The organism is Pseudomonas vanderleydeniana (assembly GCF_014268755.2).
Classification (GTDB): domain Bacteria; phylum Pseudomonadota; class Gammaproteobacteria; order Pseudomonadales; family Pseudomonadaceae; genus Aquipseudomonas; species Aquipseudomonas vanderleydeniana.
This window is the reverse complement of record NZ_CP077093.1, coordinates 3,621,296-3,637,547: the sequence shown is the minus strand read 5'-3', so window position 1 is coordinate 3,637,547 and position 16,252 is coordinate 3,621,296. Positions and strand designations below refer to the sequence as shown.

The following is a 16,252-nucleotide window of genomic DNA, read 5'->3' as shown; positions in this document are numbered from 1 at the left end:
TGGGTTGTGGGGCGTGATACGCCCCGCACGCCGCGACCCGGCCTTGTGGGCCGGGTCGCTCTCAGGGTCTCAAGGGGAAGCGCGGGTTTCCTGCGCCTGGGTAAAGAGGTGATCGAGCAACGCCTCGATGGTCGGGTGATCGAACATCACCCGCATCGGCAACTCGATGCCCAGCAGATCGTCGATCCGGGCGACGATGCGGGTGGCCAGCAAGGAGTGGCCACCGAGTTGGAAAAAGTTGTCGGTCAGTCCGACCCGCTCGCAGTGCAGCACTTCGCACCAGATCTCGGCCAGGGCCAACTCGATAGGCGTGCCAGGTGCAACATGGGTGTTCACCGCGTAGGCGGCTTCATCGGGTCTCGGCAGTGCCTGGCGGTCGAGCTTGCCGTTGGGGGTCAGAGGCAACTGGTCCAGACGCACGTAGGCGGCTGGAACCATGTGTTCGGGCAACACTGCAGCCAGTTGCGTACGCAACTCACGCGCATCTGGCGCGGCCCCCTCGGCAACCGTGTAGTAGGCCACCAGGCGTGCTTCTCCAGGCTGATCCTCGCTGGCAAGGACCACGGCCTCACGAACACCGGTACAACGACCCAGGCTGGCTTCGATTTCAGCCAGTTCGATGCGGTAGCCGCGAATCTTCACCTGAAAGTCGTTGCGCCCCAGGTACTCCAGGCTGCCATCGGCCCGGTATCGGGCAAGGTCGCCGGTGCGGTACAGTCGATCACCGGGCACGAAAGGACTGTCGATGAACCGCTCGGCCGTCAGTTCCGGCCGATTCAGGTAGCCCCGCGCAACACCGGCACCGCCGATATGGATTTCGCCTTCGGCACCGATCGGCACCGGTTGCCCCGCTGGACCGAGCAGATAGCAACGCAGGTCGGCCAGTGGCCGGCCAATGGGGCTTGCACCGCAACGCTCGGCATCTTCGGCCCGCAGCGCCAGATAGGTCGCGTGCACGGTGATCTCGGTGATGCCATACATGTTCACCAGTTGCGTATCGCTGTTGCGCGGGTCGGTGAACCAGGGTTTGAGTGCCGTGGTTTCCAGCGCCTCGCCCCCGAACACCACGCAGCGCAGGCTGTGGGTCGCCTTGCTGCGGGCCTGGGCATCGAGCAGGCCACGAAAGGCGCTCGGCGTCTGATTGAGCACCGTCACCTGCTGTTCGCAGAGCAATCGGTAGAACTCCGCCGGGGCGCGACAGACCGGAGCCGGCACAACCACCAGCCGCCCGCCGTGCAACAGTGCGCCCCAGATTTCCCAGACCGAGAAGTCAAAGGCAAAGGAATGGAACAGCGTCCAGACATCCTCGTGGTCAAAGGCGAACTGCGCAGCAGTAGTGTCGAACAGGCGCATCACCTGGCGGTGCTCGACCATCACCCCCTTGGGCTGGCCGGTGGAGCCGGAGGTGTAGATGACGTAGGCCAGGCTCGATGGCGTCAGTCCCAGGCGCGCCGGGTCGAGGTTGTCGGTCGGCGCGTCGGCCCAGCCCGGGCTGGTCAGGTCCAGGCACTCGGGGGCGTTTGCCAAGCCTTGCAGGGCTTCGCCCAGCGCCGCCCGGCCGGCCGGGTGAGTGAGCACCAGCGCCACGCCACTGTCTTGCAGCAGATAGGCCAGGCGTTCGCGGGGGTACGCCGGATCCAGGGGGACGTACGCACCGCCAGCCTTGAGAATGGCAAGCAGGCCGACCAGCATGTCCAGTGAACGTTCGACACACAGCCCGACCCGGACCTCCGGACCGACGCCTCGTTGGCGAAGGTGATGGGCCAGGCGGTTGGCCTGGGCATTGAGTTCGCCATAGGTCAGCGCCCTGCCCTCGAAGCAGGCCGCCAAGGCGGCGGGCTGGCGAGCAGCCTGGCGCTCGAAAACCTGGTGCGGGCAGTCGCGGATGACGCTGGCAGGCGCAGCAGGGTTCCAATCGTGAAGCAATTGACGGCGCTCGCCGGGCGGCAGGACATCCAGACGATCAGGGCGGCCTTGTGGCGCCTGCTCAAGGGCCTGGACCAGACTTTCCAGCGCCCGCTGCATCATCGCGCAGGTGCGATGCGGGTCCAGCGCCGCGCAGACTTGGGCTCCGATCCGGAAACCCTCGCCACTGTCATCCACGGCCAGCACCAGCGGATAGTTGGTGCGTTCCTCGCCACCCAATACCTCAATCCCCTTCCAGGCACCGGAGGTCGAGTCCCCTCCCTCGGTTGCCCGCTCGCTGTGGCGGTAATTGAGCAAGGTGGTGAACAACGGCGTTGGCGAGGCGATGTCGCTGCAACGCTGGGCCAGTGCCAACGAGGCATGTTCGTGCTCAAACAGTTGGGTCAGCAGCCCATGGGTATGACGCACGCAGGCTGCCACGCCCTGCGCCGCCAGGTCGATACGGATCGGCAGGGTATTGATGAACGGTCCGAGGATCCGCTCGGCGCCCTCGCCGCCATAGAGGCGGCCGAACAGGACCGTACCGAAGATCACATCGTGGCGACCGGAGGTCTGCCCCACGACCTGGCCCCAGGCCACATGGAACAGGCTGGCCGGGCTTACGCCCAGGGCCTGGGCCGACTGCCGCAGGCGTTGACCAAGGTCGCTGTCGAGCATCAGCCGGGCCTCGCCGACACCGCTGCCATCGCCCTGGATATCGAGCAGGCCGAACGGTGCGGATGGTTGGCTGATGCCGGCCAACATGCCACGGAAAAACTGCTCCTGGGCCTGCCGGTCCCCCCCCTTGACCCGCTGGGCAATGAAGTTGCGATAGGGCAAGGCTGGCGGCAGGCTGTCCGCGTGACCGTCAAGGACCGCCTCGACCTCGGCGTTGAGCTGTTTCAGCGAGGTGTTGTCATCGATGATGTGATGGAACAGGCGCAGGCCCAGCCAGCGGTCGTTGACCTCGTCCCGGGCAATGACCAGGCGCATCAGCGGCGCTCGCTCCAGTGGCAGGCGGTATTGCCGTGGGTCGAAGCGTCGACGCAACTGCGTGGCGATATCGCCCTCGGCCGGGTCCAGGCTCAGTTCCTCGACCAGACCCTGCACTTCACGCCAGACCACTTGCACCGGCTCCTGCAGATCGTCCCAGAACACCGAGGTGCGCAGGATGTCGTGGCGGGTGATCACGGTTTCCAGCGCCTGGACATACCGCTCCAGGGTCGCCCGGTCGCTGAAACTCATCAGGCACCAGAGCAGGTAGGGATCACCATGACGCGCCATCAGGTGATGGAACAGCATGCCCTCCTGAAGCGGCGACAACGGGTAGATGTCCTGTATGTTGTCGGCACCGCCCTGCACCGCGCCGACAATGGCATCGATCTGCCGCTGTTGCAGACTGACCAGAGGCAGGCATTCAGGGGTGATGGGCAGGCCGCGAACGATGGCATTGGCCGGAATCGGTGCGGCCAGTTCCGCCATGTCCACACCGGCGGCGAGTTCGCGCAGTACCGGGACGCTGAACATCAGCCGGGCATCGAGTTCGATACCCTGTCGCCGCAGCCGCTCAAGCACCCGCAAAGCCGAAAGCGAGTGCCCGCCCAGGGCGAAGAAGTTGTCGTCGCGACCGATTCGCTCGCGGCCGAGCACATGGGCCCAGGCCTCGGCTAGCGCGCTTTCCACCGGCCCTTGCGGAGCACTGAACGGCCGTGTGCCGAAGGCACTGTCATCGGGCGCCGGCAACGCCTGGCGGTCGAGCTTGCCGTTGGCGGTCAGCGGCAAGGCCTCCAGGCTGACATAGGCAGCCGGGACCATGTGCTCCGGCAAGGCAGCAGCCAGTTGCGTACGCAGTTCCCGGGCGCTCGGCACGGCGCCCTCGGCGCACGTGTAATACGCTACCAGGCGAGGCTCGCCCGGTTGATCCTCGCGGGCGATCACCACCGCATCACGCACACCGGCACAGCGAGCGAGGCTGGCTTCGATTTCACCCAGTTCGATGCGGAAACCACGAATCTTCACCTGGAAGTCGTTGCGACCGAGGAACTCCAGGCTGCCATCCGCGCGATAACGCGCCAGGTCGCCAGTGCGATACAGGCGCTCACCCGGCACGAAGGGGTTGTCGATGAAACGCTCGGCGGTCAGTTGCGCACGATTCAGGTAGCCACGGGCCACCCCTGCTCCACCGATATGGATCTCGCCTTCGGCACCGATCGGCAGCAGTTGCCCGTTGGCACCGAGCAGGTAGCAGCGCAGGTCGGCCAGCGGGCGCCCGATCGGGCTACCCGGCTGCTCGGCATCTTCAGGCTGCAGGGCCAGGTAGGTGGCATGCACGGTGATCTCGGTGATGCCGTACATATTGACCAGTTGTGTATCGCTGTTGCGTGGGTCGGCGAACCACGGCTTGAGCGTGGTCATCTCCAGGGCTTCGCCGCCGAACACCACCTGGCGCAGACTGTGCGCCGCTGTGCTGCGGGCCTGGGCCCCCATGAGGCTGCGGAAGGCGCTCGGGGTCTGGTTGAGCACGGTCACGCCCTGCTCGCAGAGCAACTGGTAGAAATCTGCCGGGGTACGGCTGGTCAGGGTCGGCACGATCACCAGGCGCCCACCGTGCAGCAGCGCGCCCCAGATTTCCCAGACCGAGAAGTCGAAGGCGAAGGAGTGAAACAGTGTCCACACATCATCGGCGTTGAAGCCGAATTGCGCAGCGGTGCTGCTGAACAGGCGCGCCACCTGAGCGTGCTCGATCATCACGCCCTTGGGCGTGCCGGTGGAGCCGGAGGTATAGATCACGTAGGCCAGGTGGTGCGCGGTCAGGCCCTGTTCCTCGGGGTTGAGGTTCTCGGCGGGACGCTCAGCCCAACGTGTCGCATCGGCTTCCAGGTCGAGCAGGCGCGGCTTGCTCTGCAGTCCCTTGCAGGCGGCGGTCAGGCTGGGCCTGGCCGGTGCGTGGGTCAGGACCACTGCCGGGGCGCTGTCAGCCAGCAACAGGTGCAGGCGCTCGCTCGGGTAAACCGGATCGAGCGGTACATAGGCGCCACCGGCCTTGAGGATCGCCAGCACACCGACCAGCATCTCCAGTGAGCGCTCGACACACAGCCCCACCAAGGCATCGGGGCCGATACCGAGGGTGCGCAGGTAGCGCGCCAGGCAGTTGGCCCGGGCATTCAACTCGCCATAGCTGAGCGTCTGGCCTTCGAGGCTGACAGCCGGCGCCCAGGGATCAAGCGCTACCCGCTCTTCGAACAATTGATGCAGGCAACGGGGCGGTGGCTCGGCAGGACTGACCTGGTTCCACTCATCGAGCAACCGCTGACGCTCTTCGGTACCGATCACCGTGTCAGTGTCGAGGCGGCGCCCCGGTGCCTCCAGGCACTGTCCCAACAGCTCCAGATAGTTATCGCGCAAACGGGTCATGGTTTCGTCCTTGAACAGATCAGCCGAGTAGTTCCAGAGCAGTGACAGGGTGTCGGGGTTGTCGGCCCGGGTGCCCCGGGGAATCACCACCACCTCGATGTCGAATTTGGCCGTCTGGTTGCTGTAGGCCTCGAACAGCGACAGATCGAAACCCGGTCCCTGAAGCGGCGGGGTCTGCGAGTTGTGGAAGCTGAACGCCACCTGGAACAGCGGGTTGCGTGACAATGAGCGGCTGGGCTGGAACTCACGCACCAGTCGTTCGAACGGCAGGCTTTCGTGGTCATAGACGTCGAGCATCCGCTCGGCGGTGCGGCCCAGCAACTGGCGGAAGGAGGGTGAGCCGCCCAGGTCGGCGCGGATCACCACGCTGTTGACGAACATTCCGAGGCAGCGCTCGTAGGCGACCGACTTGCGATTGGCCACGGCCGAACCGACCAGGAAGTCCTCGACACCGCAGCGCCCGCCCAGCCACCACTGGAACACCGTGAACAAGGTGGTGAAGACTGTGACACCCTCGGTTTCACTGAACTGGCGCAATCTGGCGGCCAACTCGGCGGACAGCTCGAAGCGCAACTGCCGGCCACGACCGCTGCGCTGGGACGGCCTGGGGAAATCGGTGGGCAGCGGCAAGGTGAACGGTGCGCCCTGCAACTGCTGCTTCCAGAAGTGCATCTGCCGCTCGTATTCGGCTTCGGCCGCCTCGCTCTGCTGCCAGCGGGCATAGTCCGAGTATTGTGCGCCGGGCAGCGGCAGCGCATCGCTGCGGTCGCCGTGGTGGTACTGGTACAGGTGCAGCAGCTCCTCCAGGAACAGGTTTGCACTCCAGCCGTCATGTACGAAATGGTGTTCGATATGGACCAGCGCATAGGCATCCGTGCCACGCCTGACCAGCAGCCAGCGAACCAGTGGAAGATTCGAGACGTCGATGGCCCGGTGCACCTCCTGCTCGACCCGCGCGATGAAGCCCTGCTCGTCCTCTGCCGGGATGTCGATACAGGTCAGCGCGGCAAGGGCCTGTTCATGGACACGCTGGTAAGGCACGCCCTCGCCATCGTCATGAAAGGTGGTGCGAAAGATCTCGTGACGGCTGACAATCTCATCCAGGCAGCGCTGCAACAAATCCTCATCGATCCGGCCGCGGATGCTGATCACGCTCTGCGCGTGGTAGGCACGGGCATCGGAGACCTTGTTCAACCACCAGACACCGCTCTGCTGGTAGGACAGCGGTGCGATCGGCGAAGCATCGACTGCGGTGGGCTGCGGCAGCGGTGCATCGGCCATGGGCTCACTCAACTGGCGTGCCACCTGATACAGCGTACCGTCGAGAAACAGGCTCTTGAGCGGCAGGTGACGTCCCCCCTGCTCGCGAACCCTGACGGTGATCTGCAGGGCGCTGAGGGAGTCTCCCCCCAGGGCCAAAAAGTTGTCCTCGCGCCCTACCCGCTCGACTTTCAGCACCTCGGCCCAAATACCGGCCAACCACTGCTCCAGTCCTTCATGAGGGGCGACATACTCGCCGCAAACCCGCGCAGCGGCATCGGGCAGCGGCAGCGCCTGCCGATCGAGCTTGCCGTTGGCGTTGATCGGCCATTGCATCAGGCGCATGCAGGCCGCGGGCAGCATGTGAGCGGGCAAGGACTGTCGGGCATGTTCGCGCACTTGTCCAGGCGTGATTTCGGTCGTTGCCAGGTAGTAGGCCACCAGCCGGCGGTCCCCGGGAGTGTCTTCGCGGGCGATCACCAGCGATGCCTCGACACCTGGCAGAGCGTTCAGGCAGGCCTCGATCTCTCCAGGCTCGATACGAAAACCGCGCACCTTGACCTGGAAGTCGCTGCGCCCCAGGAACAGCAGTTGGCCATCCGCCTCGAAACGGGCCAGGTCGCCCGTCCGGTACAGGCGCTCACCGGGTGTGAAGGGACTGTCGATGAAGCGTTCGGCCGTCAGTTGCGCACGGTTCAGGTAGCCGCGGGCCACACCGCAACCGCCGATGAACAGCTCGCCAATCTCGCCCATGCGCACTGGCACGCCGGTTTCGTCCAGCAAAATGGCACTGGCCTGATCGATAGGTTCACCGATCGGCACGGGCGACTGCGGGTCCTGATGCTCGCTGCAACGGTAAACGGTGGCCCAAATGGTGGTTTCGGTCGGTCCGTAGGCATTGAACAGCTGTCGCCCTTTCGCCCAGGCGGCGGTCAGCGCCGGAGGGGGTGCCTCTCCGGCCAGTACCAGCGTACGCAGCTCGGGCAAGCCCATCGGCTCGCCTAGACCGGCGAGCACCAGCGGCGGCAGCGTGGCATGGGTGATGTGTCGTTCGCGCAGAACCGTTGCCAGGTTGTCGCCCAGCAGCAATGTGCCGGGCTCGACGAGTTCCAGGCAGGCGCCATGGGCCAGGGCCATGACCCACTCGAAGACCGAGGCGTCGAAGCTGAAGGAGGCAAACTGCAGCACTCGGCATCCGGGCCCGACCTTGAACAACGGGCCCTGGACCTGAGCCAGGTTGACCAGTCCACGGTGCTCGACCATGACCCCCTTGGGCAGCCCGGTGGAGCCCGAGGTGTAGATCACGTAGGCCAGGTGACTGTCGTTCAGCCCGAGGACGTCAGGGGAAAGGTTGTCGCCTGGGCATTTGGCCCAGGTGGTGTCGTTGGCCAGGTCGAGAATCTCGGGCTGTTCGGCCAGGCTCGCCAGCGCCGGGTTCAAGCCGGACAACGCCGCAGCATGAGTGATTACCAGCCGGGGGCTGCAATCGGCAAGCATGTGTGCCAGACGTTGCGAGGGGTATGCGGGATCGAGCGGGACATAGGCCCCCCCGGCCTTGAGCACGGCCAGCACGGCGATCAGCATCTGCGGCGAACGTTGCAGGCAGAGGGCGACCCGCGTGTCGGGCCCCACCCCCGCTGAACGCAGGTGGTGTGCCAGGCGATTGGCCTGGGTGTTGAGTTGCTGGTAACTCAGGACCTGCCCCATGAAACCCAGCGCCGGGGCCGAGGGATCACGCAGTACCCGGGATTCGAACAGTTGCTGGATAAGCGCTGCGTTCGGTTCTCTGACCAATTCAAGCCTCTCATTCCCTTGGAGGATTCACGATCAGTGGCGAAACCTGCGCAGGGATGACAGCGCTAGGGTCGACCCGATCGGCTGCGACTGCTCGGACTGTGCCGTCCGTAGCAATCTTCTTACGCTGGAGGGGATTCTGTCCCACAGCGCGGACGGATAATAACCACGAATTTTGTCGGCTGGAAATACAAAGTTGCGTCGTTCATGTAGCGATTTTGCGCTCATGGCTTTCTGCATCCACTGCTTGTCCAGTGGATCGCAGGAGGTGCGCAAAGGGCCATACCGACGTCTGGACGGTGCCTGGACTGTATTGCAATGTATCGAAAACCCGACTCGATACCTTGCGATGCCCAAGGTGCGAGATTTGACATACTGCCGATGCTTGCCGGTGTGCTCAATAGTGTGTCTGGCGGTAGACACCGCCAATGTCATCACCTTTCATCAGGAGTATGTCTTCATGAAAATCGGTTTTGTCGGCCTGGGCAGCATGGGCCAGGCCATCGCCAGCAATCTGCTGAAGTCCGGCCATGAGCTGTGGGTGTGGAACCGCTCGCCCGCGCCGGTACAGGCACTGGTGGACCTCGGCGCCAAGGCGGCCGCCGAGCCACGCCAGGCTTTCGCTGCGGATGTGGTGTTCAGCATGCTGGCCCATGACCAGGCGATGCGTTCGGTGTTGCTCGACTCCGGCTTGCTCGATGAGCTCGAGGCGCCGCTGATCCATGTGAACCTGGCGACCATCGCGGTGGATTTCGCCCAGGAGCTGGCCGAGTTGCATTGCGCACGGGGGCTGACCTACATCGCCGCGCCGGTGATGGGCCGGCCGAATGTGGCGATTGCCGGGGAGCTGAATATCCTGGCCGCTGGACCCGCGCAAGCCCTGGATCAGGTGCAGCCGCTGTTCGATCTGATCGGGCGCAAGACCTGGCGGTTGGGGGACAGCGTCACGAGTGCCAATGCGATGAAGCTGGCCACCAACTTCCTGCTGGTGTCCGCCGTCGAGGCCATGGCCGAGGCGGCCAGTCTGGTCAAGGGGCATGGCATGGAGTCCGCGGCGTTGATCGATCTGATTTCGACGACAATCTTCCCGGGCCCGGTGTACTCGGGGTATGGAGCGTTGATTGGCCGCAGTGAGTACGGCAATGCGGCGTTCAAGGCGGCGTTGGGACTCAAGGACGTCAATCTGATTCTGGATGCGGCGCGTAGTGTTTCGGTGCCCATGCCGAGTGCGGAGCTGATACGCGACAACCTGGTTGATGCGCTCGAGCACGGCGAGGGGGAAATGGACCTGGCGGTATTGGCCCAGGTCATGGAGCGGCGGGTGGGTCAGTAGCGGCGGGTGCAGGGTGGGCGGTCGTTACCCGCTCTGGCCCTGTAGCTTGTGCCGTTTGCACGGGCCTCCTCGCAGATAATTCCGGCTCCCACAGTCCGTGTGCTCGGCACAGAACTGTAGGAGCGCGGCTTGCCCGCGAACCGCCGAAGGCGGCTAGCATTTGGCCACTCATCACCGGGAAAGTCAGAGACAGCTGGCTCCCACAGCCCTCCCCTGTGAGGGTCGGATCCACCGAAACGTCGGGCTGCGCCAATGCGTCCGCCGCAATAGCCTGAAAACCGGATGAGCCAACAGCAAGTGCTGCTGGCTCATCCGGTTTTCAGGTTTCGGAAGAGGTTGTTGAGTTCTTCAGCGAGCCAATCGGGTGAAGACGTAGTCGCGATCCTTCACCAGCGCCTGATGGCAGGCGAAGCAGGTTTCGTGCTGGCTGACATCGGCCGGCTTGCCGTTGATAAAACGACCAAAGCCCCAACCACCGGTGGCGGCATATTTCTTCGAGTCCTTGACCATGAATTGCACAGTGGTCGAGTCAGCCGGGACCAACGCACTGGCGGCTTCCGGGGACTGCATGTGTTTCCAGGCCAGTTTGGCGAGGATGGTGCCATCGGGAAACGGCCGGGTGTCATCGCTGCGGTACGCCTTCAGCGCCGTTGGATTGCCAAGGATCGCACGCAGTTCGTTCAGTGGCGGCCCCTGTAGCGACGGTGCCACCAACTCCCACTGGCGATAGCCGTCGGGAATGGTCACGCCATAGATGGGCGAAGCATTTTCCGCGTTGACCGTGCTGTTCGACGTCGGCGCCGCCAGGGCAATCCCCACCGACAGAGCCACGCCTGTCGCAGCCAGTCCGGTATAGAGCCATTTCATGTCAGCGTTTCCTGTTTGACCTGAGAAGGCTCACAGTCAATCGCCCCCCTGTATCCCGGATGTGTTCAGATCCGGTCGAAAAGCCAGCCAATGTATCAGCGACCGATCCAGACACACTGTGATACAGCAAGTGCCGATCAGAAATGCAAACGCCCCGGCAGATTCGGCCTGCCGGGGCGTTTTTTTTCAAAACCCTGGAGGGTTTCTCAATGCATCATCTTGCCGTGATCGTGCATCGGCATTTCAGTCAGGGCCCGGGCCGTGGCCTTGACCTCGATCGACTCCTTCACCCCCTTGGCATTCTCGACCACCAGGGTCAGCGGCACGCTATCGCCCTCCTTCACCTGGCCGGCCAGGTTCATCAGCATGATGTGATAGCCCTCGGGGTCGATGTCGACGGCCTTGCCGGCAGGCAACTCGACCGAAGCGACCGGCTGCATGCTCATGACGTCGTTCTGCATCTTCGACTCATGGATCTGCACCAACTTGGCAACAGGCGATTTCGCCTCCAGCAGCTTGCCACCTTCGGTCGAGGTGATACGCATGAAAGCGCCGGTGGAGGGCTGGCCTGGCACGGTCGCACGGACCCAGGCGTCTTCCACCAGGGTTTGCGCCGAAGCGTGCAGGCTGATCATTCCTAGAATAGAAAATGCTATGTATTTCAATGGTTTCATATGAGTATCTCGAATCATTCTAGCTGGCGTCTGTCAGCAGACCGACATGACGGTGAGCAAATCTTCCGCACATTGCTGCGCAGTCAGTGACGGCGACAGGCCAAGGCGCAGGCGTCCGCGGCTGTCATAGACAAAGCTGGTGGCGGTATGGGACATCGTGTAGCTGTCGCCGGCCGGGATCTTCTCGTAGAACACCTTGAATTCCTTGGCGGTCTGCGCGGTTTCTTCCAGGGTACCGTAGAGGGCGACGAAGCTCGGGTCGAAAGCCTTGACATAGGCATCGAGCACCTGTGGCGTGTCGCGCTCCGGGTCGAGGGTGATGAACACCACTTGCAGCTTGTCGCCATCGGGGCCCATCAGTTTCTTGGCGCGGGCAGCCCGGGCCAATGCGGTCGGACAGACCGCCGGGCACTGGGTGAAGCCGAAGAAAACCATCGGCATCAGGCCGCTGAAGCTGCCGAGCATGGTGACGTTACCCTGGGTGTCCTTGAGTTTGAACTTGCGCCCAAGGATCTCGTCGCTCAGGTCCTTTCCATACTTGTACGTCAGTTTGTCGGAGCTGTCGCAGCCCGCCAGCAATCCAAGACCCAGGACACCAAGGCCGGCAACGACCTGGCGGCGAGTCAGTAACTCATTCATGTAAACGGCCCTCTAGGTAGCCTTTTTGCAACACAAGTGTGCAACGCAAGTGGTGACGACGTGCGTGACCCCGCCAGTGGAGTGCAGTCACGCTGCCAACCACGATTGGCAGTGATGGTCAGGCAGCAATCCGAGGGGGTGCACGGGAGCGGGAACCAGGAAAGACTGGCGCTGCGGCTTGCCGGGGGGAGAACGTGGCGCTCGGGAAACCGAACGGTCGGACGCCGACAAATACCTGCACCGCGTGGGAGTCTGCCAGTGCCGGGTGCTGGAAGAGCAACGAGCAGTAGCCACATTTTTCCCACAATGCGAGGTGATGCGGGGAAGGTCCGGGGCTGCGCTCCGGCAACAGGCCGGAACCCGGAAGAGGTCCCCCACAGATATCCTCCAGCGACGCCTGCGTGGCGCGGGCCTGGCTCATCTCCTGCCCGATCAACGGGCCGGCGAACACCAGCAGCATGGCGAGTAGGCTCAGCCAGGCTCCGGCGCGGTGCCTGAGTGTTCCAGAGGGGAGAAAGGAGGTCATGGGCAGGCAATTTACCACTGTCGCCCACTTGGCGTCGGCCGGTGCGACAAAATGGCACATGAGTCGAGAGCTTCTGCACGTGCCATTCAACCGGCTGGAGAACTTCAGGCCAGCTTGACGTTCATGGTGATCCGCGCCGTGAACACCTTGGCCTTGCCGGGCACAGGCGTCCGATAAGCGGACTGTCCCAGCCCGCGCCAGCAACTACGCTCTAGATTGGAACACATCCCTTGAACTCCAGGAGCGTACGATCATGCGTCGCGTAGTGCTGGTTCTTTCCGTTGCCGTTCTGCTTCCCGCCGGTTATGCCATGGCCAGGGTCGATGCTGGCGATGTCGCGACCTCGGCCGGGATCTCGGCGTCGCTGTATTCCACTTTCAAGAAGGACAAGAAGATGGTGGCCCCTTCCCGTGATGACGCATCGAGCTTCATCGCCAGTGGTGGCGCGATACGCGGCGCCTATCTGGAAGCGGCCCTGAAGCAGATTCGCCAGGATCATCCGGGCCTGCAGGCCAGCGACCAGGACCTGGCCGAGGCGATTCTGCTGCAGCCTTGACACGGTGCTGCGCACAGCAGGTTATCGAATGGCATGCCGTGAGGCCTGCGCCAGGCGCCGAATCGCCTCACGGATCTCATCCGTATCCAGGGAGGCGAAGCCCAGGCGCAGGCCGTTCTCCGGCAGATCCATGGGCGAGAACTGCCGCCCGCTGCGCACCACCAGTTTGCGCTCAAGCGCCTGCATGACCAGTCGATCGACATCCGTTTCGGCCTGGAAGGCCACCCACAAGGCCAGGCCTCCCTGCGGCGAACGGATCTCGATGCGCTCGCCAAAAGCCTCCATGAGGCACTCCTGGAGGACTTCACGTCGTTGCCGGTAGATTTTCGATACGCGCCGCAGGTGTTTTTTCAACTCGCCGGCATGGATCAGCTCCGCCAGCATTGTCTGCATCACCGCATCGCCCTGGGATACCACCAGGGCGCTACGCTGCTCCAGCACGCGGATGACGTTGACCGGTGCTACCACGAAACTGCAGCGAAAGGTCGAACCCAGGGCCTTGGACAGCGAACCGACATAGATCACATGGCGTTGCCCGGTGTCGCTGGCCAGCGGCAGGTAGGGTCGCCCCTCGAAGTGGTATTCGTGATCGTAGTCTTCCTCGATCACGCAGAAATCATAGCGGCTGGCCAGTAGCAGCAACTTTTGTCGCCGCTCGGCCCGCAGGCTGACGGTGGTCGGGAACTGGTGATGAGGCGTGAGATAGATCATGCGCACCCGATGCTGCCGGCACAAGCCTTCGATCTGCTCCACCTGGCAGCCTTCGCTGTCGATGTCGACGGTGATCAGCTGTGCGCCCAGCGCACGAAAGACCGCCCAGGCCGGCGGATAGCTCAGGCGCTCCACCAGTACCACGTCACCGGCGCGGATCAATGCACTGGCCGCCAGGTACAGCGACATCTGGGTGCCCTGGGTCAGGCAGATATTTTCGGCAGTCACCGACAACCCACGGTTGTTCCGAAGCATCTCGGCCAGGGCGGTGCGCAGCAGGTAGTCACTGCCGTCACTGCCATGACGCACGGTGTTGGAGGCAAAACTGCGTCGCAGGGCATTACGGTAGTAACGATGCAGCACCGCCTGGGGCAGCAAGCGGTGGTCGGAGGCGCCGTTGTCGAAGAACAGCGCATCGGGCAGGCGCTGCAACGCCATGTCCCGCCGGGTGTCCTGCAGATAAGGCACCGGCGGGTCACTCAGCAGGCGCGGCACGAAGTCCCCCGTCAAGCCTTGTCGCACGACGTCCGCTGCCAGTTGCGTGTTGACGAAGGTGCCGCGACGCACCTCGCTGACCAGCCAGCCCTTGGTGACGGCCTCTTCGTAGGCCAGGATCACCGTCTTGCGATTGACGTCGAGCAACCGGGCCATCTCCCGCGTGCCTGGCAACAGGCTGCCCGCTTCCAGGCGGCCCTCGCGGATGGCCGCGACCAGGCCTTCGACGATCCGCCGATAGGATGCCTGGCCCTGCACCACATCGAGATTGAGCAAGGGCCGCCATTTGCGCATCTGGACCATCTGAAGTTTCCAAAACTGGAGGTTCTAATGGTCCTAGTCTATCGCAACAATGGAGACCTCTACCGTCCCGAGGTCGTTATGCATCCCCATCGTCATGTGATCGAACTGTCGCCTTCGGGCAAAACCTTCAGTGCCGGCGACGAGCTGCTGCTCGACGCCATGCTTGCGAGCGGGTTGCCGGTGCCGTTCTCCTGTCGGCGTGGCGCCTGCGGTTCGTGCAAGGTCAAGGTGCTCAGTGGTGAACGGCGGGACAAGACGCTGGGGCCGAACGATCCACTCCCCTCTTTTCCGCTCGCGGCGGATGAAGCACTGTTGTGCCAAAGCCATGCCTGCAACGACATGCGCCTGGAGATTCCTGGCTGGTCCCTGGAGGCGCCCACCCTGGAAATCACGGCGGCGGTCGTGAGCAAGCGCGTACTCAGTCGGGATATCACCGAGCTGGTGCTGCAAGTCGGTACGCCCGAGGCATTTGACGTGAGAGCCGGCCAATACCTGCGGTTGCGCCTCGACAACGGTGATAGTCGCTGTTTTTCCGTGGCCAACCTGCCGGCACACGACCAGGGGCGGCTGGTGTTTCAAATTCGCCGGGTTCCGGGCGGGCTCTTTTCCGAAGGCGTCCTCGATCAGTTGCACACGGGCCAGCGCCTGAGCCTGGAGGGCCCCTTCGGTGCCTGCACCTGGCAGCCCGACGGCGAGCGCCCGGTCGTGCTCTTCGCCACCGGGACCGGTTATGCCGGTATCAAGCCACTGCTGCTGATGGCCCTGGCCGAAGGCATCGACGTCACCTTGTATTGGGGCGGTTCGACAGCCGAGGACTTCTATGAGCGCGATTTCCTCGACGAGGCCCGCCAGGCGCATCCGGGGTTTCGCTGGTTTGCGGTGTTATCCGGGCAGGCGCGACTACAAGACGTGGCGCTGGAGCATGGTCATCGCTGGATCGACGCGCAGGTCTACGCCTGCGGCAACAGCCGGATGGTCAGCGAGGTACGAACCCAATGCATGGCCGCCGGCCTGCCGCCACAGCGCTTCATCGCCGAGGTGTTCGCGGCCAGTGGCGCCACCAGTGCTCCTCGGCAGCTGGACCCGGTGCTGGAAAAGGTCGGTCCTCGCTACTCCCTGGACGGCATGCTCGCGGCTCGTGAGCAATCGATACGTGCCCTGGCGCAGATCGCCAGCAAACTCAAGGTCGGGATGACCACTGGCCAAGCCCTGGACATGGCCAACCAGCACTTGCAGGCGATGGGGGCTTCCCACACCTGGCACCCGACCTACGTTCGCTTTGGCCCGGACACGGCCCGTATCCAACTGCAGGGTGTGGACCTGCAGCGAACCCTGCAGGCGAACGACATTGCCGTGGTCGACCTGGGACCGGTCTGGGATGGCTACGAAGGCGACTACGGCGATACGTTCGTCTTTGGCGAAAACCCGCTGCATCGAGCTTGCACCCAGGCGCTGCACGAAGTCTTCGACGAAACCTGCCAGGCCTGGCGTGAAGGGCTGAGCGGGCGTGAGCTGTACGATTTCGCCCAGTCACGGGCTGAAGCGAGGGGCTGGGTACTGGAGCGCAATATCGCCGGTCACCGACTCTCGGACTTCCCCCACGCCTTGCATGGCCCGGCCACGCTGGCGACCCTGGACATCGTTCCGAGCGAAATGGTCTGGGTGCTGGAGATTCAGTTGCGCCACCCTACCGAGGAAGTCGGCGGATTCTTCGAGGATGTGCTGATCGGTCAACCCGGCCAGGCCGTCGAGGCTGACCGGGCAACACGCTGAGC

At 63.8% G+C, this 16,252-nt stretch carries 10 protein-coding genes; 3 read left to right on the top strand and 7 right to left on the bottom strand.

Annotated elements, in window-relative coordinates; translation table 11 throughout:
• Positions 1-69: 69 nt before the first annotated feature.
• Positions 70-8,373, bottom strand: coding sequence for a non-ribosomal peptide synthetase (locus HU752_RS16525; RefSeq protein ID WP_186676335.1), 8,304 nt, complete (start codon positions 8,371-8,373; stop codon positions 70-72).
• Between the two features lie 460 nt (positions 8,374-8,833).
• Between HU752_RS16525 and HU752_RS16520 the strand changes: the two genes are divergently transcribed.
• The gene (locus tag HU752_RS16520) at positions 8,834-9,706 is read left to right on the top strand and encodes an NAD(P)-dependent oxidoreductase (RefSeq protein ID WP_186676338.1); all 873 of its coding nucleotides are present in this window, start codon (positions 8,834-8,836) and stop codon (positions 9,704-9,706) included.
• A gap of 348 nt (positions 9,707-10,054) precedes the next feature.
• Here HU752_RS16520 and HU752_RS16515 read toward each other — a convergent pair whose 3' ends face one another.
• The 5 genes from HU752_RS16515 to HU752_RS31915 form a co-directional block, all read right to left on the bottom strand.
• Positions 10,055-10,573: a cytochrome P460 family protein gene (locus tag HU752_RS16515; RefSeq protein ID WP_186676340.1), complete on the bottom strand. Its 519-nt coding sequence runs from the start codon at positions 10,571-10,573 to the stop codon at positions 10,055-10,057.
• A 206-nt stretch (positions 10,574-10,779) separates the two neighbouring features.
• Complete coding sequence (locus HU752_RS16510; RefSeq protein WP_225920007.1) at positions 10,780-11,208, bottom strand: copper chaperone PCu(A)C; 429 nt, start codon at positions 11,206-11,208, stop codon at positions 10,780-10,782.
• A gap of 72 nt (positions 11,209-11,280) precedes the next feature.
• The gene (locus HU752_RS16505) at positions 11,281-11,886 is read right to left on the bottom strand and encodes an SCO family protein (RefSeq protein WP_186676344.1); all 606 of its coding nucleotides are present in this window, start codon (positions 11,884-11,886) and stop codon (positions 11,281-11,283) included.
• 118 nt (positions 11,887-12,004) lie between these two features.
• Positions 12,005-12,412, bottom strand: a complete 408-nt coding sequence (locus HU752_RS16500) for a DUF2946 domain-containing protein (protein WP_186676346.1) — start codon at positions 12,410-12,412, stop codon at positions 12,005-12,007.
• Between the two features lie 104 nt (positions 12,413-12,516).
• Complete coding sequence (locus tag HU752_RS31915; RefSeq protein ID WP_264083968.1) at positions 12,517-12,639, bottom strand: hypothetical protein; 123 nt, start codon at positions 12,637-12,639, stop codon at positions 12,517-12,519.
• A 26-nt stretch (positions 12,640-12,665) separates the two neighbouring features.
• On the opposite strand from HU752_RS31915, the gene HU752_RS16495 reads away from it, so the two are divergent.
• The gene (locus HU752_RS16495; protein ID WP_186676348.1) at positions 12,666-12,968 is read left to right on the top strand and encodes a DUF2388 domain-containing protein; all 303 of its coding nucleotides are present in this window, start codon (positions 12,666-12,668) and stop codon (positions 12,966-12,968) included.
• 21 nt (positions 12,969-12,989) lie between these two features.
• Here HU752_RS16495 and pdxR read toward each other — a convergent pair whose 3' ends face one another.
• Positions 12,990-14,477, bottom strand: a complete 1,488-nt coding sequence (gene pdxR / locus HU752_RS16490; protein ID WP_186676350.1) for a MocR-like pyridoxine biosynthesis transcription factor PdxR — start codon at positions 14,475-14,477, stop codon at positions 12,990-12,992.
• Between pdxR and HU752_RS16485 the strand changes: the two genes are divergently transcribed.
• Positions 14,478-16,250, top strand: coding sequence for an NAD(P)H dependent flavin oxidoreductase family protein (locus HU752_RS16485; RefSeq protein WP_186677140.1), 1,773 nt, complete (start codon positions 14,478-14,480; stop codon positions 16,248-16,250). It begins immediately after the preceding gene.
• The last annotated feature ends 2 nt before the right edge of the window (positions 16,251-16,252 follow it).